At 52.5% G+C, this 21,076-nt stretch carries 19 protein-coding genes; 17 read left to right on the forward strand and 2 right to left on the reverse strand.

Annotated elements, in window-relative coordinates:
- Positions 1 to 303: 303 nt before the first annotated feature.
- On the reverse strand, positions 304 to 2,280 hold the full coding sequence (abc-f, locus tag B5G27_RS11135; RefSeq protein WP_087178951.1) for a ribosomal protection-like ABC-F family protein: 1,977 nt from the start codon (positions 2,278 to 2,280) through the stop codon (positions 304 to 306).
- A gap of 181 nt (positions 2,281 to 2,461) precedes the next feature.
- Here abc-f and B5G27_RS11140 point away from each other — a divergent pair, with 181 nt between their 5' ends.
- From B5G27_RS11140 to B5G27_RS11195, 12 genes are all read left to right on the forward strand, one after another.
- The gene (locus B5G27_RS11140; protein WP_087179094.1) at positions 2,462 to 3,106 is read left to right on the forward strand and encodes a redox-sensing transcriptional repressor Rex; all 645 of its coding nucleotides are present in this window, start codon (positions 2,462 to 2,464) and stop codon (positions 3,104 to 3,106) included.
- Between the two features lie 113 nt (positions 3,107 to 3,219).
- Positions 3,220 to 4,722, forward strand: coding sequence for an NAD(P)H-hydrate dehydratase (locus B5G27_RS11145; protein ID WP_087179095.1), 1,503 nt, complete (start codon positions 3,220 to 3,222; stop codon positions 4,720 to 4,722).
- Between the two features lie 3 nt (positions 4,723 to 4,725).
- Positions 4,726 to 5,877: an alanine racemase gene (alr, locus tag B5G27_RS11150; RefSeq protein WP_087178952.1), complete on the forward strand. Its 1,152-nt coding sequence runs from the start codon at positions 4,726 to 4,728 to the stop codon at positions 5,875 to 5,877.
- Positions 5,878 to 6,018: 141 nt separating this feature from the next.
- Entirely contained in the window at positions 6,019 to 6,366 is a 348-nt protein-coding gene (locus tag B5G27_RS11155) for a type II toxin-antitoxin system PemK/MazF family toxin (protein ID WP_164488451.1), read from the forward strand.
- A 194-nt stretch (positions 6,367 to 6,560) separates the two neighbouring features.
- Positions 6,561 to 7,292, forward strand: coding sequence for a YebC/PmpR family DNA-binding transcriptional regulator (locus B5G27_RS11160; protein ID WP_087178954.1), 732 nt, complete (start codon positions 6,561 to 6,563; stop codon positions 7,290 to 7,292).
- A gap of 12 nt (positions 7,293 to 7,304) precedes the next feature.
- Entirely contained in the window at positions 7,305 to 8,078 is a 774-nt protein-coding gene (locus B5G27_RS11165; RefSeq protein ID WP_087178955.1) for a CFI-box-CTERM domain-containing protein, read from the forward strand.
- A complete protein-coding gene (locus tag B5G27_RS11170) occupies positions 8,075 to 9,349 on the forward strand; it encodes an O-acetylhomoserine aminocarboxypropyltransferase/cysteine synthase family protein (RefSeq protein WP_087178956.1) in 1,275 nt (424 codons plus the stop codon). The genes B5G27_RS11165 and B5G27_RS11170 overlap by 4 nt, the downstream gene beginning before the upstream one ends.
- Before the next feature lie 1,122 nt (positions 9,350 to 10,471).
- Positions 10,472 to 11,599: a recombinase RecA gene (recA, locus tag B5G27_RS11175; RefSeq protein WP_087178957.1), complete on the forward strand. Its 1,128-nt coding sequence runs from the start codon at positions 10,472 to 10,474 to the stop codon at positions 11,597 to 11,599.
- Entirely contained in the window at positions 11,599 to 12,219 is a 621-nt protein-coding gene (locus B5G27_RS11180; RefSeq protein ID WP_087178958.1) for a regulatory protein RecX, read from the forward strand. Before recA ends, B5G27_RS11180 begins: the two co-directional genes overlap by 1 nt.
- Positions 12,220 to 12,300: 81 nt before the next feature.
- Positions 12,301 to 13,860, forward strand: a complete 1,560-nt coding sequence (gene rny, locus B5G27_RS11185; protein WP_087178959.1) for a ribonuclease Y — start codon at positions 12,301 to 12,303, stop codon at positions 13,858 to 13,860.
- A gap of 184 nt (positions 13,861 to 14,044) precedes the next feature.
- Complete coding sequence (locus B5G27_RS11190) at positions 14,045 to 14,584, forward strand: NUDIX hydrolase (RefSeq protein WP_087178960.1); 540 nt, start codon at positions 14,045 to 14,047, stop codon at positions 14,582 to 14,584.
- Positions 14,585 to 14,729: 145 nt separating this feature from the next.
- Positions 14,730 to 15,269, forward strand: a complete 540-nt coding sequence (locus tag B5G27_RS11195; RefSeq protein ID WP_087179096.1) for a hypothetical protein — start codon at positions 14,730 to 14,732, stop codon at positions 15,267 to 15,269.
- Positions 15,270 to 15,329: 60 nt separating this feature from the next.
- On the opposite strand, the gene B5G27_RS11200 is transcribed toward B5G27_RS11195, so the two are convergent.
- Entirely contained in the window at positions 15,330 to 16,676 is a 1,347-nt protein-coding gene (locus tag B5G27_RS11200) for a polysaccharide biosynthesis protein (RefSeq protein ID WP_087178961.1), read from the reverse strand.
- A 139-nt stretch (positions 16,677 to 16,815) separates the two neighbouring features.
- Here B5G27_RS11200 and B5G27_RS11205 point away from each other — a divergent pair, with 139 nt between their 5' ends.
- From B5G27_RS11205 to B5G27_RS11225, 5 genes are all read left to right on the forward strand, one after another.
- Positions 16,816 to 17,271 (forward strand): RrF2 family transcriptional regulator, encoded by a 456-nt coding sequence (locus B5G27_RS11205; RefSeq protein WP_087178962.1) that lies wholly within the window; start codon positions 16,816 to 16,818, stop codon positions 17,269 to 17,271.
- A gap of 65 nt (positions 17,272 to 17,336) precedes the next feature.
- On the forward strand, positions 17,337 to 18,530 hold the full coding sequence (nifS, locus tag B5G27_RS11210) for a cysteine desulfurase NifS (RefSeq protein ID WP_087178963.1): 1,194 nt from the start codon (positions 17,337 to 17,339) through the stop codon (positions 18,528 to 18,530).
- A gap of 47 nt (positions 18,531 to 18,577) precedes the next feature.
- Entirely contained in the window at positions 18,578 to 19,021 is a 444-nt protein-coding gene (nifU, locus tag B5G27_RS11215; protein ID WP_087178964.1) for a Fe-S cluster assembly scaffold protein NifU, read from the forward strand.
- A complete protein-coding gene (gene mnmA / locus B5G27_RS11220; RefSeq protein WP_087178965.1) occupies positions 19,021 to 20,103 on the forward strand; it encodes a tRNA 2-thiouridine(34) synthase MnmA in 1,083 nt (360 codons plus the stop codon). Before nifU ends, mnmA begins: the two co-directional genes overlap by 1 nt.
- Positions 20,104 to 20,123: 20 nt before the next feature.
- Entirely contained in the window at positions 20,124 to 20,954 is an 831-nt protein-coding gene (locus B5G27_RS11225) for a histidinol-phosphatase HisJ family protein (RefSeq protein ID WP_087179097.1), read from the forward strand.
- Positions 20,955 to 21,076: the final 122 nt, after the last annotated feature.

Genomic DNA, 21,076 nt, shown 5'->3' on the forward strand with positions numbered 1-21,076 from the left:
ACTGGTGATACTAAAACAGGAGGGCGATGCCAGTGAATGTTACATACTCGGATTTGATCCAGTTGTTGATTTTTATTGTCGCTCTTGTTGGTCTCTGTTATGAGATCTTCAAGGGAAAGAAATAGCCGCCAACTACTGCGAATAGTTGACGGCTGTTACTAAGTAACTGCTAATTACTATTTGAGATTTGAGGGTAGACCGCTTGTGGTTTCCCTTTTCTATTCATAATATAGCATAATGGATATTTTGATTCAAGTTTAAGATAGATAAAATGTATCGTATTGATATACTTTTTATCTAGATTTACTCCGCCAAAGTCTCCCATCTTTCGTACAGTTCTTCCAGCTTTTCTTCATTCGCAGCCCGTTCAGACGCCAGCTCCTGGCATTTGACGGAGTTGGAGTAAACTTCTTCCAGAGTCAGTTCGTGGTCGATGGCCGCATTCCGTTCTTCCAACCGGGAGATCTCTTCCTCCGTCTTTTTCAGGTCGTTTTTCCGCTTCCGTTCTTTTGCCTGCTGTTCTTTCTGTTCCTGCCAGCTCAGCGCAGACGGCTTGGAAGAAGCGGAAGCAGAAGGCTGGACAGTGCTTTCGGAGACATTCGCTGATGAAGCCGCGCCATTCCTGTAATTTCCCGGATCCCCGGAAGCCGGAGCAGATGCATAAGCTCTGGTCAGCTCTTCTTTTTTCTCCAGATAGTAGTCATAGTTCCCAATATAATTTACAAAGGTCCGGTTCACCAGTTCCAGTATGCGCGTGGCAGTCTGGTTGATAAAGTAGCGGTCATGGGACACATAGAGTACTGTGCCGCTGTAATTGTTGAGCGCTTCTTCCAGGATCTCCTTTGAGGCGATATCCAGATGGTTGGTGGGCTCGTCCAGTATGAGGAAGTTCGCCTCTGAGAGCATGAGCTTTGCCAGGGATACGCGCCCCTTTTCCCCGCCGCTCAGGGTGGAGATCACCTGGAACACCTCGTCTCCTGTGAACTGAAAGGCAGCGAGCGTGTTGCGGATCTGGGTATTGTTGAGCGTCGGATAGTCGTCAGAGATCTCATCGAAGATCGTCTTGTTGTCGTGGAGTACGTGGTGCTCCTGGTCATAGTATCCGATCTGTACTTTGGCTCCAAGGGTAAAGGAACCGGCGTCCGCCTTCTGCACCTGATTGAGGATCTTAAGGAGAGTGGTCTTTCCTGTGCCGTTATCGCCAATGATCGCGACATGTTCCCCTCGTTTGATCTCAAAGCTGACATCCTGAAAGAGGACCTGGCTGTCAAACTGTTTGGAGAGCCCTTCCACTGAGAGAACGTCATTCCCGCTGATGCAGGACGGCTCTAAAGTAAAGTGCATCTCCCTGGGTTCATCCATGGGCTTTTCAACAGGGGTCATCTTTTCCAGCATTTTTTCACGGCTCTCCGCGCGGCGGATGGATTTTTCACGGTTAAAGGAGCGGAGCTTTTCGATGACTGCCTGCTGGTGACGGATCTCCCTCTGTTGGTTTAAGTATTCTTTGAGACGGGCGTCGCGGATCTGCTGCTTTTTCTCGGAATAAGCCTGGTAATTGCCCAGGTACATCCGGATTTCTCCGTTTTCGATCTCAACGACCTTTGTCACGACCCGGTTCAGGAAGAAGCGGTCGTGGGATACGATGAATACGGCGCCCGGATAATTGATGAGAAAGGTCTCGAGCCAGGCGATGGAATTCAAGTCCAGATGGTTGGTGGGCTCGTCCAGGAGCAGGATGTCCGGGGTTGTCAGGAGCAGTTTTCCCAGAGCTACCCGTGTTTTCTGTCCCCCGGAGAGGGTGTCTGTCTTTTTGGAGAATTCCTCTTCTGTAAATCCAAGCCCTTTCAATACGCCTGTGATCTCACTCTCACAGGCGTATCCGTTCCGCGATTCAAATTCTGACTGAAGGCGGTTGTATGTTTCCAGCCTGCTTTCCAGGGCGTCCCCGGACAGGCTTTTTAATTCCTGCTCAATGGCGCGCAGGCGCTGCTCCATCTCCAGGATGTCCGCTTTGGCGCTGCGGAGCTCCTCGTATATCGTCCCGTGGGGGATGAGATCCTGGTGCTGGGCGAGATAGCCGATCGTCTTTCCCTTAGCCAGGGTGATGTCCCCGCCGTCTGTCGGCTCTTCGTTCATGATCATTTTTAATATTGTAGATTTCCCGGCTCCGTTCACACCTACCAGAGCGGCTTTTTCTCTCTCCTCGATGTGGAAAGAACCGTTCTGTACGATGATGCGGTCGCCGAAAGATTTGCTGATATTATGGCATGCGAGTATCATATCGGTACTCCTCCTCTCAGATAACCATTATAACGGAATCCCGCTAAAATACAAGGAAATAAACAGTAGGGTCAGAAAAAGTAAAAATTGACATAATATTAACTATTTTATATAATAAACCATAGTGAAAAAAGCGGGCGGCACTATGTTTTCAGGAGCCGGCCGATGGAAGGTGATAGAATTGGAACACAGAAAAATATCCAGAGCAGTGATCTCAAGGCTGCCCCGGTACTACCGTTATCTGGGAGATCTTCTGGAAGCGGGCGTGGAGAGGATCTCCTCGAATGACCTGAGCAAGAAGATGCATGTGACAGCGTCCCAGATCCGGCAGGACCTGAATAATTTCGGGGGATTCGGACAGCAGGGGTACGGGTACAATGTAAAGTACCTGTATACAGAGATCGGGAAGATCCTGGGGCTGGATAAGACGCATGATTTCATTATCATCGGCGCCGGAAATCTCGGACAGGCGCTGGCAAATTACGCATCCTTCGAGAGGAGTGGATTTGTGCTGAAGAGCCTGTTTGATGTGAATCCCCGTCTGGAAGGGATGACTATCCGGGGGATCCGGGTGAGGATGATGGATGAGCTGGTGGATTTCCTCCAGAATAATGAGATCGAGATCGCGGCGCTTACGATCCCGAAATCAAAGGCAGTGGAAGTAGCGGATATCCTGATCGCAAACGGGATCAAGGCGATATGGAATTTCGCCCACACAGACCTGACGCTTCCGAAGGATGTGATCGTGGAGAGCGTGCATCTCTCGGACAGCCTGATGAAGCTGTCCTACAATATCAGCCAGCGTGAGTCAGGAAGAAAAAAATAAAGATCGACGACACAGCCCCGCAGCCAGCTGCGGGGTATGTTTCATAATGAGGGCAGTATAATAACTGCGAAACGATGTACCAGGATATGAGTCCAGAAAGGAAGGTGGAGAAGATGAGGTATCTGCCGGACGGTGTCCAGATGAAAGCTGCTGACACATATACGATAAAGGAACTGGGAGTGCCATCCCTTGTGCTGATGGAGCGGGCGGCGCTTAAAGTTGTGGAAGCGATGCATGAGAGAAAGGTCGATACTTCCCGGACGCTCGTGGTCTGTGGGAGCGGAAATAACGGAGGGGACGGGTTTGCTGTGGCGCGTCTCCTGCAAGAAGAGGGGATGCATGCGGAGGTTCTCTTCGCAGGAAAAGAAACCTCTCTGAGTCAAGAGTGCGCTCTCCAGAAAAAGATCGCGGAGCACATGGGCATCCGGGTATTCACTGAAATTCCGCAGGAAGAATATACTGTTATAATAGATGCGGTGTTTGGTGTGGGGTTAAGCAGGGAGATCTCAGGGAAATACTGTGAAATTATCCATTGGATGAACCGTCAGGACTGCCGTAAGGTGGCAGTGGATATCCCCTCCGGAGTATGCGCCCGGACAGGTCAGATACTGGGGACGGCGTTCCGCGCGGACCTGACAGTCTCTATGGCATGCGTGAAAGCGGGATGCGAATTATTCCCCGGGAAAACGTATGCAGGTGAGACGGTGGCTGCCCCCATCGGGATCAGCACGGATTTTTTCCGCAGAGATCCGGGAGTATGCTTTACTTACGACAGGAAGGATATTCCAGCTCTGCTCCCGCCGCGGAAGGCGGATTCCCATAAGGGCAGCTACGGCAGAGTCCTCATGGTCACGGGGAGCCGGGGGATGGCAGGAGCCTGTTATCTGTCCGCAAGGGCGGCTTATGCTGTGGGAGCCGGACTGGTGCAGGTCTACACAGCCGAGGAAAACCGGACTGTGATCCAGCAGCTCCTCCCGGAAGCGATCGTATCGTGTTACACCGGGTATGACCCGGAGCAGCTTTCCGGCCTGCTGAAATGGGCGGATACTGTGTGCATCGGATGCGGGCTGGGCACGGGGGAGATTTCTGAAAAGATACTCCTCCATACGCTGAGAGAAGCGGATGCCCCGTGTATCGTTGACGCGGACGGCCTGAATCTCTTAAGCAGGCACATGGACGTATTGAGAGAAAGCAGGATCCCCCTTGTTTTGACGCCCCATATGAAAGAAATGTCCCGGCTGACTGGGCGGGACATTGCAGAACTGGCGGCGGACCGGCTGGAGACCGTCCGGGAGTTCACAGAGGAATACCCGGCTGTGTGCGTGCTCAAAGACAGCCGGACTGCAGTGGCGCAGAAGGGGAAGCCGCCATTCCTGAACCTTGCGGGGAACAGTGCCATGGCAAAGGCAGGGTCAGGGGATGTGCTCGCGGGGGTGATCACAGGGCTCACAGCGCAGGGAATGGACGCGTTTGACAGTGCGTGCCTGGGAGTATTCCTCCATGCATGCGGGGGAGATGAAGCGCGCGGCGCAAAAGGGGCATACAGTGTGCTCGCGGGAGACCTTATCGCTGGGATAGAAAATGTATTGCGCAAACAGGACAGAGGAGAAGAATAGACAATGAAGCAGCATAACAGGGTATATGCAAAGATCGATCTTGACGCGATTTTATATAATATGGAACAGATGAAAAAGAGGATCGGAGGGGACGCCCGCCTGATCGCGGTCGTGAAGACAGACGGATACGGACACGGAGCTGTGCCCATCGCCCGGATGTTTGAAAAAGTACCGTATATATGGGGCTATGCGGTGGCATGCCTTGATGAAGGGATCCAGCTCAGGAAGTCCGGCGCGGAGAAACCGATCCTTGTGCTCGGGTGTGTGTTCCCTGATGAATATGAAGACATGATCCGGTATGATATCCGCGCGGCGGTCTATACGGAAGAGATGGCCCGCGGGATGTCAGAGGAGGCGGTCAGGCAGGGGAAGACTGCGTATTTCCACATCAAGATCGACACAGGGATGGGAAGGATCGGCTTCCCGGTAAATGAGGAGAGCGCAGAGACAGTGGAGAGGATCAGCCATCTTCCGAATGTATGCCTGGAAGGGATGTTTACCCATTTTTCCAAAGCGGATGAAAGGGATAAGACCTATACCCTGGAGCAGCACAGGAAATTCATGTGGATGAAAGAGCAGATGGAGAGACGAAATGTCAGGATCCGCTACTATGACTGTGACAACAGCGCGGGGATCATCGATTTCCCGGATATGAAGCATGACCTGGCAAGAGCGGGGATCTCTACCTATGGGATGTACCCTTCGGATGAGGTAGACAAAGAGGCGGTAGACTTAAAGCCCGCGCTTTCCCTCATCAGCCATGTGACTTATGTAAAGGACGTCGAGCCGGGGACTGCCATCAGCTACGGCGGCACTTTTGTGGCGGAAAAGAAGATGCGGGTCGCTACCATCCCGGTAGGGTACGGTGACGGGTACCCCCGGTCACTGTCGAATAAGGGCTCTGTCCTCATCCACGGGAAGCGGGCAGGGATCCTCGGAAGAGTGTGCATGGATCAGTTCATGGTGGATGTGACCGAGATCCCGGAGACCAGGTTCATGGACCAGGCAGTCCTTGTCGGAGAGGACGGGGATGACAGGATCACAGTCGAAGAGCTCGCGGAACTGAGCGGAAGGTTTAACTACGAGTTCGTCTGCTGCCTGGGCAAGAGGATCCCACGCGTGTACGTGAAGGACGGCAGGATCACGGAAGACTGAGCTCGAGACCGGGGGGCAGGGGCAAAGACCGGTATCCGCAGGAATACATCCGATGAAACGGGGAATACTGAAGTATGCGGCATGCAGGACCATATATGCATGCAGGAGCGTATAAGTATGTGGATCGGAGTGTGAAACGGATTGATGATCAGACGCGGAGATATATATTATGCCGATTTAAGCCCCGTGGTGGGATCAGAGCAGGGCGGGATACGTCCGGTCCTGGTCATCCAGAATAATGTGGGAAACAGACACAGCCCGACTGTGATCTGTGCGGCGATCACTTCAAAGATGAATAAGGCGAAGCTGCCGACCCATATTGAGATCAGTACGAGGGATTACAAGATCGTGAAGAATTCTGTGATCCTTCTGGAACAGATACGGACCATCGACAAACAGCGGCTTAAAGAGTATGTGTGCCATATTGACGGCGGGATGATGAGGAAGGTGGATCAGGCCATCAGGATCAGCCTGGAGCTTCCTACATAGCCGTATGCCAGCAGCTGTACACTGTATGTCCGATTTTGCTCTGTATTCCTGTTTTGCAATCTGTTTTACAGAGGTTTACAGAGCTTTACGGATCTGTTTTACAGCGGATGCCTGCTTTACAGGAGACGAAAAGAGTGATAGAATTGTAAGGCAAAATGTGAGAAAAGTACAGATAGAAGAGGAGAATCCAGAATATGTCAGGACATTCAAAATTTGCCAATATCAAACATAAGAAAGAGAAAAACGATGCGGCAAAGGGAAAGATATTTACAAAGATCGGACGTGAGCTCGCAGTCGCGGTAAAAGAGGGCGGCGGCGCTGACCCGGCGAACAACAGCAGGCTCCGCGACGTGATCGCCAAGGCGAAATCCAATAATATGCCGAACGACACGATCGAGAGAAATATCAAAAAAGCAGCAGGAGAGGGTTCCGCTGACAATTACGAGCACATTACATATGAGGGATACGGGCCGAACGGTACGGCGATCATCGTAAAGACGCTGACAGATAATAAGAACAGGACTGCTTCCAATGTAAGGAATGCATTCACAAAGGGAAGTGGAAATGTAGGTACGCCGGGATGTGTGTCCTTTATGTTTGACGAGAAGGGCCAGATCTTTGTCGCAAAAGAAGACTGCGATATGGATGCGGATGAGCTGATGATGCTGGCGCTGGACGCGGGAGCTGAGGACTTTGCGGAGGATGAAGAGAGCTACGAGATCCTGACAGACCCGGCAGCGTTCAGTGATGTCAGGCTGAAGCTGGAAGAGGCAGGGATCGCGATGGCAGAGGCAGAGGTGACCATGATCCCTCAGACTTATGTGGAACTGACGGATGAGGAGGATATCAAGAATATCCAGAAGACGCTGGATCTGCTGGAAGAGGATGATGATGTCCAGGATGTTTATCACAACTGGAACGAATAAGAGGGGTGCGGGATGGAGATAAAGAGACTTCAGAAAGAGCTGACAGATCTGTACCGTACGACCATGGATTATGAATTCAGAAAAGCAACCTATGATAATCGGATGGATTCGCTGAGAAAGATGTATGAAGAGCTGCTCGAAGAGACAGCCGGCATCTGTGACAGGTCAGAAGAGGCTCTGGAAAGTCTTGCTGCATGTGTCCCTGAATATGTGGCTGGGGATCTTGCTGAACAGCCCTCCAAACGCAGGAAAGAGCTCAGGAGCCTGGATCACAAGATGAACATGGTATCTTATTTCCTTCCCCTGATGGGACTGGCTCCTACAGAGAAGGCGAGGCAGCTGACCCAGAGGATGGTTGATATCTGGAATGAAAAGATGCCGGAATATAAGATCGGATTATCTACTTATGAGGGGATCAGCGGCGGGTTCAGGAAAGGGCTTCTCTGCTATATCACTACTGCTGTCTGCAGAAGCCTTGGCAAACCGGACGACTGCTATGAGCTGACTGCGCTCAGAAGGTACAGGGATGATTATCTTCTCATGTCAGATGGCGGAAGAAAACTGGTGGAAGAGTATTATAACATTGCGCCTACGATCGTAAAACGGATCAACAGAGAGAAAAATGCGGATGAGATATACCGCGGCATATGGAACGACTATTTAAGCCCCTGTATCCGGCTGATCGAAGAGGGCAGGAATGAAGAATGCAGGGATGTATACAGTCAGATGGTAAGAAGGCTGGAGAAAGATTACATGACAGGGCAGCAGGAAGGAGACGAAAGATGAGTGATTACAAGATAGAGACAAAATGCATACAGTCAGGTTATGAGCCGGGGAACGGAGAACCGAGGATCGTGCCTATTTATCAGAGCACTACGTTCCGCTATACGAGCAGCGAACAGATGGGAAGGCTGTTTGACCTGGAGGAGTCAGGGTATTTCTATACCCGTCTCCAGAATCCCACCAATGATGCAGTGGCGGCAAAGATCTGCGACCTGGAAGGCGGTGTGGCCGCGATGCTTACTTCTTCCGGTCAGGCGGCAAATTTTTATGCGGTCATGAACATCGCACAGGCAGGTGACCATATTGTATGCGCGTCCGCACTTTACGGCGGCACATATAACCTTTATGCACATACGATCCGCAAGATGGGGGTTGAGGCTACTTTTGTCGACCCGGACTGCACGGAAGAGGAACTGGAAGCAGCATTCCGTGATAATACAAAAGCAGTGTTCGGCGAGTCGATCGCGAATCCGGCGCTTGTCGTCCTTGATTTTGAAAAGTTTGCCGCTGCGGCGCACAGACACGGCGTACCGTTTATCGTGGACAATACGTTTGCCACTCCGGTCAACTGCCGTCCGTTCGAGTGGGGGGCGGATATTGTCACACACTCCACGACAAAATACATGGACGGACATGCAGCCTGCGTAGGAGGCGCGATCGTGGACAGCGGAAACTTTGACTGGATGGCGCACGCGGATAAATTTCCGGGCCTGACAAAGCCGGATGAGACTTATCATGGTATTGTCTATGCTGAAAAATTCGGGAAAGGCGCATATATCACGAAAGCGACTGCACAGCTCATGAGGGATCTGGGCTCGATCCAGTCCCCGCAGAATGCGTTCCTTCTGAATATCGGACTTGAAACTCTTCATCTGAGAGTGCCGAGACACTGTGAGAATGCTGTAAAGGTGGCACGGTATCTTAAAGGCCACGAAAAGGTGGCATGGGTGAACTGCCCGTCCCTTCCGGGAGATAAGTATTATGACCTGGCGCAGAAATATATGCCGAACGGGACATGCGGGGTCATCACCTTCGGCCTCAAAGGCGGAAGAGAAGCCGCTGTAGAGATGATGGATAAGCTGAAACTGGTTGCCATCGTTACACACGTGGCGGATGCAAGAAGCTGCGTTCTCCATCCGGCAAGCCATACACACCGCCAGATGAACGATCAGGAGCTGCTCGAGGCAGGCGTGCAGCCGGATCTGATCCGATTCAGCGTAGGGATTGAAAATGTGGAAGACATCATAGCAGATGTGGAGCAGGCCCTGAGGTAAAATCTGTATTTGCGGGGGAGCCTTCCTTGTGAATATGACGTCCGAAAACCGCCGGTTTGTTGCAGGACGTTTTCGCGGCGGGCGGGGATATGGCTCAGGTTCCGGTTCCGTAATCTGGGAAAGACGTAAAAAGAATGGGATACGGCTAAGGACAATTCCAAAGCGGAAGATTCGCCTGCGGCTCAGGCATCCGCTTTGAAATTAACGCCGCATCCCATTCTTTTAAGTCTTTCCATCAGATTACTCCAAGTCACCGTCGCCATATCCCCGCCCGCCGCGAAAGGCGCATCAAAGGGGCCGGTTTTCTGCGCGCATCCGATCGGAAGGTCCCCGCAGGCAAATGCAGGATTTCAAAAGGTGGGTGAGAGGGGAGCTTCTGTGGCGAAACAGGAATTTTTATTAGACGGAAGGTGACGCGGACTTCCGGGAGATGGGTTGCCTTTTGCCGGGAAAGTTCCCTTCTCGCTACGTTTTTAAACGCTGCATTTGTCGGGGGACCTTCCGTCTTGAGCAAAACCAGAAAACAGCGAAGCGCCTTTTTCGAAAACCTTTCAGCACGGGTGTGTGGGTGTCTGAGGTGACTGCGGAGGGGCTTGAAAAAACTTGAAATCCGGAACTATGCGTTGAAAGCAGCAGGGGGCTTGTCTGAGCCAAAGGCGAGTTGCTCCCTGCTGCTTTCTGCCTTTAGCATAGTCCCGGATTTCTTAGTTTTTGCTGCCACGGAGCCCCGGAGCCGAAGCCACCCACACACCCGTGCTGAATACGTCTTCTATAACCGCGCTTCACTGTTTTCGGACGTTTTACTCTGACAGCGGCTCCCCCCACAAATACAGATTTGTTTATTCTGCCGGATTGTTTTCCCCTGCTTTTTGTGCTATCATTTCTTCACTGATACGGGAGGGTTTCTTACCGACCGTCACTCATGCCGAAAGGCTTCTCATTTTCGGAAGATCCGTTTCAGGACATTTACCCGATGATGGACGTAACCCATTGATCTTATTTTCAGGAAAGGGGGACATTGGAAATAGTCAGAGAAAAATCTTGTTGACATTTTACAAGAGCTATAATACTATAATACCAGATGCGAACAATTGTTCGATACGAGAAAAGGAGAATTTATTTATGGCAGTGAATGAAGAAAAGAAAAAAGCGCTGGATGCGGCGATCGCGAAGCTGGAGAAAGATTTTGGAAAAGGGGCGGTCATGAAGCTCGGAGAGTCAGGGGCTCATGTGGCTGTGGAGACGGTGCCGACCGGGTGCTTAAGCCTTGACCTTGCCCTGGGGCTTGGCGGAGTGCCGAAGGGGCGTGTGATCGAGATATACGGACCGGAGTCCAGCGGTAAGACGACAGTCGCGCTCCATATGATCGCGGAAGTGCAGAAGAGAGGCGGCATCGCGGGCTTTATTGACGCGGAGCATGCGATGGACCCGGTATATGCGAAGAATATCGGCGTTGATATCGATGAACTTTATATCTCCCAGCCGGACAGCGGCGACCAGGCGCTGGAGATCGCAGAGACTATGGTAAGATCCGGGGCCATTGACATTATTGTCATTGACTCTGTGGCAGCTCTGGTGCCGAAGCAGGAGATCGAAGGGGACATGGGAGACAGCCACGTGGGACTCCAGGCGAGGCTGATGTCCCAGGCGCTCAGGAAGCTGACGCCTGTGATCAGCAAGTCCAACTGTGTTGTCATCTTCATCAACCAGCTCCGTGAGAAGGTGGGAGTTATGTTTGGAAATCCTGAGACAACGACGGGCGGCCGTGCGCTGAAGTTTTATGCCTCAGTGCGCATGGATGTAAGAAGGATCGAGACACTGAAGCAGAGCGGCGAGATGGTTGGAAACCGCACGCGCATCAAGATCGTGAAGAATAAGATCGCTCCTCCGTTTAAGGAGGCGGAGTTTGATATCATGTTCGGGAAAGGGATCTCCAGGGCGGGGGATATCCTTGACCTTGCCACAGGGATCGATCTGATCAAAAAGAGCGGTGCGTGGTATGCATATGAGGGCGAGAAGATCGGGCAGGGCAGGGAAAATGCCAAGACCTATCTCGAGAACCATCCGGAGCTGATGGAAGAGCTGGACAGGAAGGTGCGCGCGCACTATAATCTTTCAGGCGCAGGCGGGGACAGCGCAAAAGAAAACGCAGACGGGAAAGCCGGTGAGAAGCCGGATGAAAAGAAGGCTGCCTCCCAGAAAAAGGCAGGGCAGGAAAGTGACCTTGCCCTCAAAGGCGGAAAGGCGTAATGACAGTCACAAAGATCGAGCCGCTGACAAAGATCAAATCCAAAGTGTATCTGGACGGGAGTTTTGCATTTGTCCTGTATAAAGGGGAATTATCCCGGTTCGGGATCGCAGCGGGAGAGGAAATCCCGGAAGAAACTGTGGAAACAATACGCAGAGATGTAGTCTTTAAGCGGGCAAAACTGCGGGCGATGCATCTTCTGGAAGATATGGACCGCACGGAAGCGGGGCTGAGGGAGAAGCTGCGCCAGGGGCTTTATCCGGAGGATGCGGCGGAAGAGGCGGTCCGTTATGTGAAGTCTTTCGGCTATCTGGACGATACCAGATATGCAGAAAATTTTGTGCGGAGCAGGAAGGACAGTAAGAGCCGGAGAGAGATCCAGGCTCTTCTGCTCAGAAAAGGGATTTCCGCGGATAAGATCGAGGCCGCTTTTGAGGCGTGTTACAGTGAAGACGAAGACGGAGAAGAGGAGGCGGTCCGGAAGATCCTGAAGAAAAAACGGTTTTCCACGGAGAACTCAGACGAGGCGCAGATACAGAAAATGTACGCCTGTCTGGCACGGAAGGGATTCCGTTATGACACCGTCCGTCAAGTGATACAAAACTATCACGAGAATGCTTGACATTGTTGTGAAAACAGTATAAAATTTAACTGTTGTATTTAAGTAATATGTACAATGAAAATTGAATAAGGAGGTGCTCCTGTGCAATTAAGTTTAGGCTTATGTATTGTAATTGCCGTGGCCCTCGCGTTGATAGTTGGGATCATTTCCCACTTTGCGACGATTTCCAATCTCAAGAAAAATGCCCAGAGCAAGATCGGGAATGCGGAAGCAAAGGCGAGAGAGATCATCGACGATGCTGTGAAAACTGCTGAGACAACGAAAAAAGAAGCTCTTCTGGAAGTCAAGGAAGAATCCATCAAGACGAAGAACGACCTTGAGAAAGAGACAAAGGAGAGAAGAGCGGAACTGCAGCGCTATGAGAAGAGAGTGCTCGCAAAAGAAGAGGCAGTTGACAAGCGCTCTGACGCCCTGGAACAGCGGGAGTCAAAGCTCACAGCAAAGGAAGAACAACTTCGCCAGCGTGAAGCCAAGGTAGATGAGCTGAGTCAGAAACGTGTACAGGAACTGGAACGGATCTCAGGACTTACCTCCGAACAGGCAAAAGAATATCTGTTGAAAACTGTTGAAGAAGATGTTAAGCATGACACTGCGAAGATGGTCAGGGAGCTGGAAGCTCAGGCAAAAGAGGAAGCTGACAAGAAGGCGAAAGAATATGTTGTCAACGCGATCCAGAGATGTGCCGCAGACCATGTCGCAGAGACGACGATTTCTGTCGTACAGCTGCCGAGTGATGAGATGAAAGGCCGCATCATCGGACGTGAGGGAAGGAATATCCGGACGCTGGAGACGCTTACAGGCGTAGAACTGATCATTGACGATACGCCGGAAGCGGTTGTCTTATCCGGATTTGACCCGATACGCCGCGAGGTGGCAAGGATCGCCCTCGAGAGGCTGATCGTAGATGGACGTATCCATCCGGCGAGAATTGAGGAAATGGTAGAGAAGGCGCAGAAAGAAGTCGATACCATGATCAGGGAAGAAGGAGAGGCCGCTGCCCTTGAAGTGGGTGTGCCGGGTATCCATCCGGAGCTGATCCGGCTTCTCGGACGCATGAAGTTCAGGACGAGCTACGGGCAGAATGCCCTGAAGCATTCTATCGAGGTTGCACAGCTCGCCGGGCTTCTGGCAGGAGAAATCGGTATCGATGTAAGAATGGCAAAACGCGCCGGACTTTTGCATGATATAGGAAAATCGATCGACCATGATGTAGAAGGGTCACATATCCAGATAGGTGTGGATCTCTGCAGGAAATACAAGGAGTCCGCAACTGTCATTAATGCTGTGGAAGCACATCACGGTGATGTGGAACCGCAGACTCTGATCGCGTGCGTAGTGCAGGCTGCTGATACGATCTCAGCGGCCCGTCCGGGCGCAAGACGCGAGACCATCGAAACATATACCAACAGATTGAAACAGTTAGAAGAGATTACCAACCAGTTTAAAGGTGTGGATAAGTCTTTTGCCATCCAGGCAGGCAGAGAGATCCGTGTTATGGTAGTTCCAGAGCAGGTATCTGATGATGATATGGTGCTTCTGGCCAGGGATATCGCTAAGCAGATCGAATTCGAGCTTGAGTATCCGGGGCAGATCAAAGTAAATGTAATCCGTGAGTCACGGGCGACAGATTACGCGAAATAGCAGAGAATCATAACAACAGATGAAAGGTCAGCCCTTGTCGCAAGACGGGGGCTTTCTTTTTTGTATGATACGCCTGGCAGGCGGCCGCCATGTCCGCATGGGCTGTCCGCAGTATCGCGGCGGACAGGAGAAACGGTTTCCCCTGTCCGGTCATGATCAAGAATAAGAGAAGGAGAAGAAGAGTATGAGCGAGCAGATCAAACGTCTGAAAAGGGAATTGAAGTTTAAGGGGAAGATCATTGACTTTTATCAGGATACGATGGAGATCAATGGGGATCACACCGTGATCTGGGATTTTATCAAACACAAGGGAGCGGCTGCCGTAGTGCCTGTGACAGAGGAAGGAAAGATCCTGATGGTGCGGCAGTACCGCAATGCGCTTGACCGCTACACGCTGGAGATCCCGGCGGGCGCCCTGGATGCGGAGGATGAGCCTGGCAGGGAGTGCGCATCCCGTGAGCTGGATGAGGAGACCGGGTACAGGAGCGAAAACCTGGAGTGGCTGATCACTCTCCGCACTACGGTGGCGTTCTGCAATGAGAGGATCGAAGTCTATGTGGCGAAGGATCTGATCCCCTCAAAGCAGCATCTGGACGAGGACGAGTTTATTGACCTGAAGGCTTATACCATAGATGAACTCAAGGAGAAGATCCTCACAGGAGAGATCGAAGACGCGAAGACGGTTGCGTCTCTTATGGCATACGCCGTGAAATATCACGTATAGGGATCCTGCGCACAGAATACGTTATGATCGCAGAAGAATATCATGTATAAAAGGATTACCCCGGCATATAATGAAATATCCGGCGGGACAGGGGTGTGATGCCTGCTCCGCCGGCGGAACATTCCAGGACGGACCAGGAGGCGCCATGAAGATATTTCATTCGAGAAAGCAGTTCCTTGTTTTTTTTATGCCGGGGTTTTTGCTCGGCATTGTTTATGTGAATTTTATTGCCCGAAAATATATGGCTGAACCGGGGATATTCAGCGATTTCTTTTTGGATCAGTTCCAGTCGGTGAGTATTGACGCAAAGGAATATATCTGGTATCTTCTGCGGCTTCGGGCGGTGCCGTTCCTCGCTCTTGCGGGGCTCTCCCTCACAAAAGCAGGGAAAGTGTCTGCTGTCTTGTTCCTTGTGTGGACGGGCATTTCCGCAGGGATCCTGATCTCTGCGGCAGTGCTGAATCTGGGGATCAAGGGCAGTATCCTGTGCCTTGTAGGGCTGTTTCCCCAGTTCCTGCTCTATATCCCGGCGTATGTAGTCCTTTTGTGGTACTGTTATACAGTCCCGCAGACTCATTGGAACCGTCAGAAAACAATCTTTGTATCTCTGGCGATGTCAGTGGGGATCCTGTTGGAAATCTACATAAATCCGATAATCGTAAAAGCGTTTCTCTCCGTGCTGTGACCAGTCCGCAGCACGGAGTTTTCGTATATACGGGATCTTAACTATATGGACAGAATCTTACTATACACGGGGGCCGGGAGAATGCCGGGGCCTGGAAGGACGTGCGGCAGCCAGCAATACGGTGGCCGCGAGCCCGGTGACGACAAACTGGCTGGCGAGAAGCCCCCATAAGTAGCCCTGGATCCCGAATCTGGGGATCGCGAGAAAGACTCCGCTGATGCGGACGAGCAGTCCTGTCACATTGATCAGGAATGTAAAGAGCGTCTTGCCGAGACCGTTGATGGCGCTCATAAGAGCGGTGTTCGTATACAGGAACGGGCAGATCCAGGCGAGCGTGAGGATAAACTTACCGGCTGTGCTGCTGTGAAAAAGGACAGTGCCGAGCAGATTCCCGAAAATAAGGAAGAAAAGACAGCAGGACAGCCCGAGGAAAAGGCAGCTTCCCGCTGCTTTTTTTAACAGTCTGGCCATGGCGGTGCGGTCCCCGGCCGCCAGGGCTGAGCTGACGGCGGGCAGGAGCACGGTCCCCACGGAGTTTGTGATGGCAGAGGGAAAAAGGATACAGGGGAGGGCCATGCCGGTCAGGACGCCATATGTACTTAATGCAGCGCTCCCGTCTAAGCCGTAGAGCCTGAGGCAGGCGGGGATGGAGGCTGCTTCCACACTCTGGAGAAGAGTGACCGCCGCGCGGTTTGCAGTCAGGGGCACGGACAGCGAGAGCAGCTCGCGCGTATCCCCGGATATCGCTGAGAGGGAGGGGAGCTTTCCGAAAGGCCTGCGGGCAGAGAGCATTTTCGAAGAAAATACGGCGGAGGCAAATTCTCCGGCTGCGATTCCTGCCGCGGCAAGCTTGATCGACGGCACATGCCCCGTATTTTTTATAAACAGAAAAAGGAGGACCACGAACAGGATCCGGGCAGTCTGTTCGATGAGCTGGCTTGCCGCAGGGACCTCTGTGCGCTGTATGCCGAAACTGTAGCCGCAGATGCAGCTGTGGACAGCGGCGCACGGCAGGGCGTAGGAGATGATGACCAGCAGCCCGGCACACCGGGGATCGCCGAGGAAGGTTTCTGCGATGCGGGCGGCATTTTGCTGGATCAGCAGGACTTCAGCCAGAGACAGGATCAGAGTCAGGCAGAGAGCGATGCGGAGCACATTGCCGGCCGCCTCTTTCTGCCCCTGTGAAACTTTCTCTGCTGTCATGCGGGAGACCGCAGTCTGCAGCCCGGCGGTGCTCACGGAGAGACAGAGCGCATAGACTGGGAAGATAAGCTGGTAGAGACCCACGCTTTCCTCCCCGAAGGCATGGCTGAGGAAGATGCGGAAGAAAAAACCCATGAGCCTTGATACCAGCCCCGCTGCTGTAAGGATCGCGGCTCCCTGGAGCAATGTATGTTTTGTAAACATTTGGATTACCTCTTACGGCACACTTTTTACAGCATATGTCAGATCATGGCTTGACAGAACATGGCGGGAGTGATATCCTACAAAGGCAAATCCTAGTAAATTACTAGGAGATAATCATTAGGTCAGAGAAGGTGGGAAAGTGAAGCTGTCTACAAAGGGAAGATACGGGCTGCGAGCCCTGATCGATCTTGCGCAGTACAGCGCCGAAGCTCCTGTCTCTATTACCAGTATCTCAGCGCGCCAGGATCTGTCGGAACGGTATCTGGAACAGCTGATGTCCATGCTGAAAAAAGCAGGGCTGGTCAGGAGTGTCAGAGGCGCAGGCGGCGGATATGTGCTGGCAAAGGATATGGCGGAGATCTCCGTGGGAGATGTGCTGCGGGCGCTGGAAGGCAGTCTGGAGCCTGTGGAATGCGCCGGGCTGGAGCCGGACGGAGAGTGTAAGGCGTCGGATCACTGTGTGACAAAATATGTCTGGCAGAGGATCAATGACAGCATCAGCCGGACCGTTGACGAGATCAGGCTGGACCAGCTTGTTGAGGAAAGCAGAAAAAAGCAGTGTACCGGACTGGACCGGGCGGGATGTAAGAATTAGACAGATACAGCCGGACAGAAAGGCGCGATACAATTTACAGAAAAAAGAAAGTTAAGGAGGCAGAGATGGAAAAACTGATTTATCTGGACAATGCGGCAACGACAAAGACATCGCCGGAAGTTGTAGAGGCAATGCTGCCGTATTTTACGGAACATTACGGGAATCCGTCCAGTGTGTATGGATTTGCCGCGGCAAATAAAGAGGTGATCGCAAAGCAGAGGGAGATCATCGCGGGAGTCCTCGGGGCGAAAGCGAATGAGATTTATTTTACCGCAGGGGGCACAGAGTCGGATAACTGGGCGCTGACAGCCACGGCTGAGGCTTATGCGGCAAAGGGAAAGCATATTATTACTACAAAGATCGAGCACCATGCGATCCTGCATACATGTGAATATCTCCAGAAGCGTGGGTATGAGGTGACCTATCTTGACGTGGACGAGAACGGGCTCGTGGATCCGAAGGCAGTGGAGAGTGCGATCCGGCCGGATACGATCCTGATTTCGGTAATGTTCGCGAATAATGAGATCGGTACAGTGGAGCCGATCGCAGAGATCGGGAAGATCGCAAAAGAGCACGGCGTGCTGTTCCACACAGATGCGGTACAGGCGTTCGCGCAGATCCCCATTAATGTGGACGAGTGCAATATTGACATGCTCAGCGCCAGCGGGCATAAATTGAACGGGCCGAAGGGGATCGGATTCCTCTATATCAGAAAAGGGGTGAAGATCCGCTCCTTTATCCACGGCGGCGCACAGGAGAGGAAGCGCCGGGCGGGCACGGAAAATGTACCGGGCATCGTGGGGCTTGGGAAGGCAGTGGAACTGGCGGCGGCGTCCATGCAGGAGCGCGCGGAGAAAGAATCCCGGCTCAGAGATCACCTGATCAGCCGGATCGAGGCGGAGATCCCTTACTGCAGGCTCAACGGAGACCGTGTGAAGAGGCTCCCGAACAATGTGAATTTCAGTTTTCAGTTCATTGAAGGGGAGTCGCTCCTCATCATGCTGGACATGAAAGGTATCTGCGCATCCAGCGGCTCGGCGTGCACATCCGGATCCCTGGATCCGTCCCATGTGCTGCTGGCGATCGGGCTGCCCCATGAGATCGCGCACGGATCGCTGAGGATGACGCTCGGGGCGGATACAACAGAGGAAGAACTGGACTATGTGGCAGATTCCTTAAAGGAGATCGTAGCCCGGCTGCGGGACATGTCCCCGCTGTACGAGGATTTCGTGCGCAGACAGGCGAAGAAAGAAAACTAAAGCAGGCATAGTGTGAAAAAACAGATACAGACCAGGAGGAAATATAAATGTATACAGAAAAAGTAATGGATCATTTCCAGCATCCGAGAAACGTGGGAGAAATCGAAAACGCCAGCGGTGTTGGCACGGTCGGCAATGCAAAGTGCGGCGACATCATGAGGATCTATCTCGATATCGATGAGAACCAGATCATCCGCGATGTGAAGTTCAAGACCTTCGGCTGCGGCGCGGCAGTAGCGACCAGCAGTATGGCGACAGAGCTTGTCAAAGGAAAGAATATCCAGGAGGCAATGCAGGTGACGAACAAGGCGGTCATGGAAGCGCTGGACGGGCTCCCGCCGGTGAAGGTACACTGCTCTCTTCTCGCGGAGGAGGCGATCCACGCGGCTCTCTGGGATTACGCGGAGAAGAACGGGATCAAGATCGAAGGGCTTGAGAAGCCGAAGCCAGATATCCATGAAGGCGAGGAAGAGGAAGAAGAGGAATACTGATGAGCAAAGTGGTTGTCGGGATGTCCGGGGGAGTGGATTCTTCGGTGGCGGCATATCTCCTGAAGGGACAGGGATATGATGTGATCGGCGTGACCATGCAGATCTGGCAGGAAGAGGATGCCTGTTCTGTGGAGGAAAACGGCGGATGCTGCGGCCTGAGCGCTGTGGAGGACGCAAGGCGTGTGGCAGCGGCCCTTGACATTCCCTACTATGTAATGAATTTTAAAAAAGAGTTCCGCGAGCATGTGATCGATTATTTCACAGAGGAATATCTCAGAGGACATACGCCTAATCCATGCATTGCGTGCAACCGCTATGTGAAGTGGGAAGCGCTCTTAAACCGCAGCCTGTCTATCGGTGCGGATCATATCGCCACCGGGCATTATGCGCGGATCGAACAGCTCCCCAATGGCAGATATGCTCTCAGGCGGTCGGCCACACAGGCAAAAGACCAGACCTATGCCCTCTATAACCTGACGCAGGAGCAGCTGGAGAGGACGCTGATGCCGGTGGGGGCTTACTCAAAGGAAGAGATCCGCTCCATTGCAGAGCATATCGGGCTCCTTGTTGCGGACAAGCCGGACAGCCAGGATATCTGTTTTGTCCCGGATGGAGATTACGCCTCATTTATCGAGGAAGAGGTGAGGTCAAAAACCGGGGAGAGCCTGCCGACAGGAAATTTTGTCACCCCGGACGGGCGTGTCCTGGGACCGCACAAGGGGATCATCCACTATACAGTCGGACAGCGCAAAGGGCTGGGACTGGCTCTGGGGTATCCGGCATTCGTGCTGGAGATCCGGCCGGAGACAAATGAAGTGGTGATCGGGACTTATGAAGAATCGCTCACCCGCACTGTCCGTGCAGACAGGCTGAACTTCATGTCCGTGGAGGATCTGACAGAGCCGAAACGTGTCTTTGCCAAGATCCGCTACAATCATAAGGGGGCGTGGTGCACAGTGGAAAAGACAGGGGAAGATGAGATCACCTGTCAGTTTGACGAACCGCAGAGAGCGGTGACGCCCGGCCAGGCGCTGGTGCTCTACGACGGAGAATATGTACTGGGAGGAGGCACAATCCTGTGAGCGGAGAGAAAAGAAGAACGATGGAAGGGATCCTCTGTGATTCACATATGCATACAGCGTTTTCGACGGACAGCGAAGCATCGGTAAGAAGCATGCTGGATGCGGCAGTTGAGCGCGGGCTTGACGCAGTCTGTATCACAGACCACATGGATCTGGACTTCCCGCCGCAGGACGGGGAGGATTTCGGCGGAAAACAGCCGTTTTGTTTTGACCTGGATGAGTATTTCCGGACTCTTTCCCCGATCCGGGAGGAATACAGGGAGCGCCTGGACGTGCGGATCGGCATCGAGATCGGGCTCCAGCCGCACCTGGGGGACAGGTACCGTGAGATGGCGCATGCATATCCCTTTGACTATGTGATCGGATCGGTCCATCTGATCCGCGGGCTGGATCCTTATTATGGGAAGCTGTTCGAGGGCAGATCGGATGAGGATGCGTACAGGGAGGCTTTCGAAGAGACGCTTCGCTGCCTGGACGCTGTGAGTGATTTCGATTCTCTCGGCCACCTGGATTATGTGGTGCGCTACGGGAAGCATCAGGCAGAGGAATACTCTTATCAGAAATTTGCGGATGAGATCGATGAGGTACTGAAAAAGCTGATCTCCATGGGAAAGGGCCTGGAGATGAATACAGGCGGGCTCAAATACGGGCTTGGCTTCTGCAATCCGCACCCGGACGTGATGAAGCGCTACCGGGAACTGGGCGGTGAGATCGTGACGGTCGGGGCGGACGCCCACCGGCCGGAGCATGTGGCGTACGAGTTTGGGAAGGCGGCGGAAGTGCTTAGGATGTGCGGCTTCCGGTATTACACGGAGTTTAAAGACCGCAGGGCGGAATTTATAAGAATCTGAAAAAGAGAAATGACCGGATATAATTGTGCAAAATGCTCAATATATATCCGGTCATTTATTTTATTTGTGCATTATGGTAGTATTAAATAGATGCAGCTGTCACATAGAGGGAAAAGTTATGA

Origin of the sequence: Lachnoclostridium sp. An76 (assembly GCF_002161355.1) — a bacterium.
Classification (GTDB): Bacteria; Bacillota; Clostridia; order Lachnospirales; family Lachnospiraceae; genus Mediterraneibacter; species Mediterraneibacter caccavium.

Bases quoted from the DNA above. Each gene is read 5' to 3' on its own strand.
- abc-f (WP_087178951.1), bottom strand. From the start codon at position 2,280: ATGATACTCGCATGCCATAATATCAGCAAATCTTTCGGCGACCGCATC.
- B5G27_RS11145 (WP_087179095.1), top strand. From the start codon at position 3,220: ATGAGGTATCTGCCGGACGGTGTCCAGATGAAAGCTGCTGACACATAT.
- alr (WP_087178952.1), top strand. From the start codon at position 4,726: ATGAAGCAGCATAACAGGGTATATGCAAAGATCGATCTTGACGCGATT.
- B5G27_RS11160 (WP_087178954.1), top strand. From the start codon at position 6,561: ATGTCAGGACATTCAAAATTTGCCAATATCAAACATAAGAAAGAGAAA.
- B5G27_RS11165 (WP_087178955.1), top strand. From the start codon at position 7,305: ATGGAGATAAAGAGACTTCAGAAAGAGCTGACAGATCTGTACCGTACG.
- B5G27_RS11170 (WP_087178956.1), top strand. From the start codon at position 8,075: ATGAGTGATTACAAGATAGAGACAAAATGCATACAGTCAGGTTATGAG.
- recA (WP_087178957.1), top strand. From the start codon at position 10,472: ATGGCAGTGAATGAAGAAAAGAAAAAAGCGCTGGATGCGGCGATCGCG.
- B5G27_RS11180 (WP_087178958.1), top strand. From the start codon at position 11,599: ATGACAGTCACAAAGATCGAGCCGCTGACAAAGATCAAATCCAAAGTG.
- B5G27_RS11190 (WP_087178960.1), top strand. From the start codon at position 14,045: ATGAGCGAGCAGATCAAACGTCTGAAAAGGGAATTGAAGTTTAAGGGG.
- B5G27_RS11195 (WP_087179096.1), top strand. From the start codon at position 14,730: ATGAAGATATTTCATTCGAGAAAGCAGTTCCTTGTTTTTTTTATGCCG.
- B5G27_RS11200 (WP_087178961.1), bottom strand. From the start codon at position 16,676: ATGTTTACAAAACATACATTGCTCCAGGGAGCCGCGATCCTTACAGCA.
- nifS (WP_087178963.1), top strand. From the start codon at position 17,337: ATGGAAAAACTGATTTATCTGGACAATGCGGCAACGACAAAGACATCG.
- nifU (WP_087178964.1), top strand. From the start codon at position 18,578: ATGTATACAGAAAAAGTAATGGATCATTTCCAGCATCCGAGAAACGTG.
- mnmA (WP_087178965.1), top strand. From the start codon at position 19,021: ATGAGCAAAGTGGTTGTCGGGATGTCCGGGGGAGTGGATTCTTCGGTG.
- B5G27_RS11225 (WP_087179097.1), top strand. From the start codon at position 20,124: ATGGAAGGGATCCTCTGTGATTCACATATGCATACAGCGTTTTCGACG.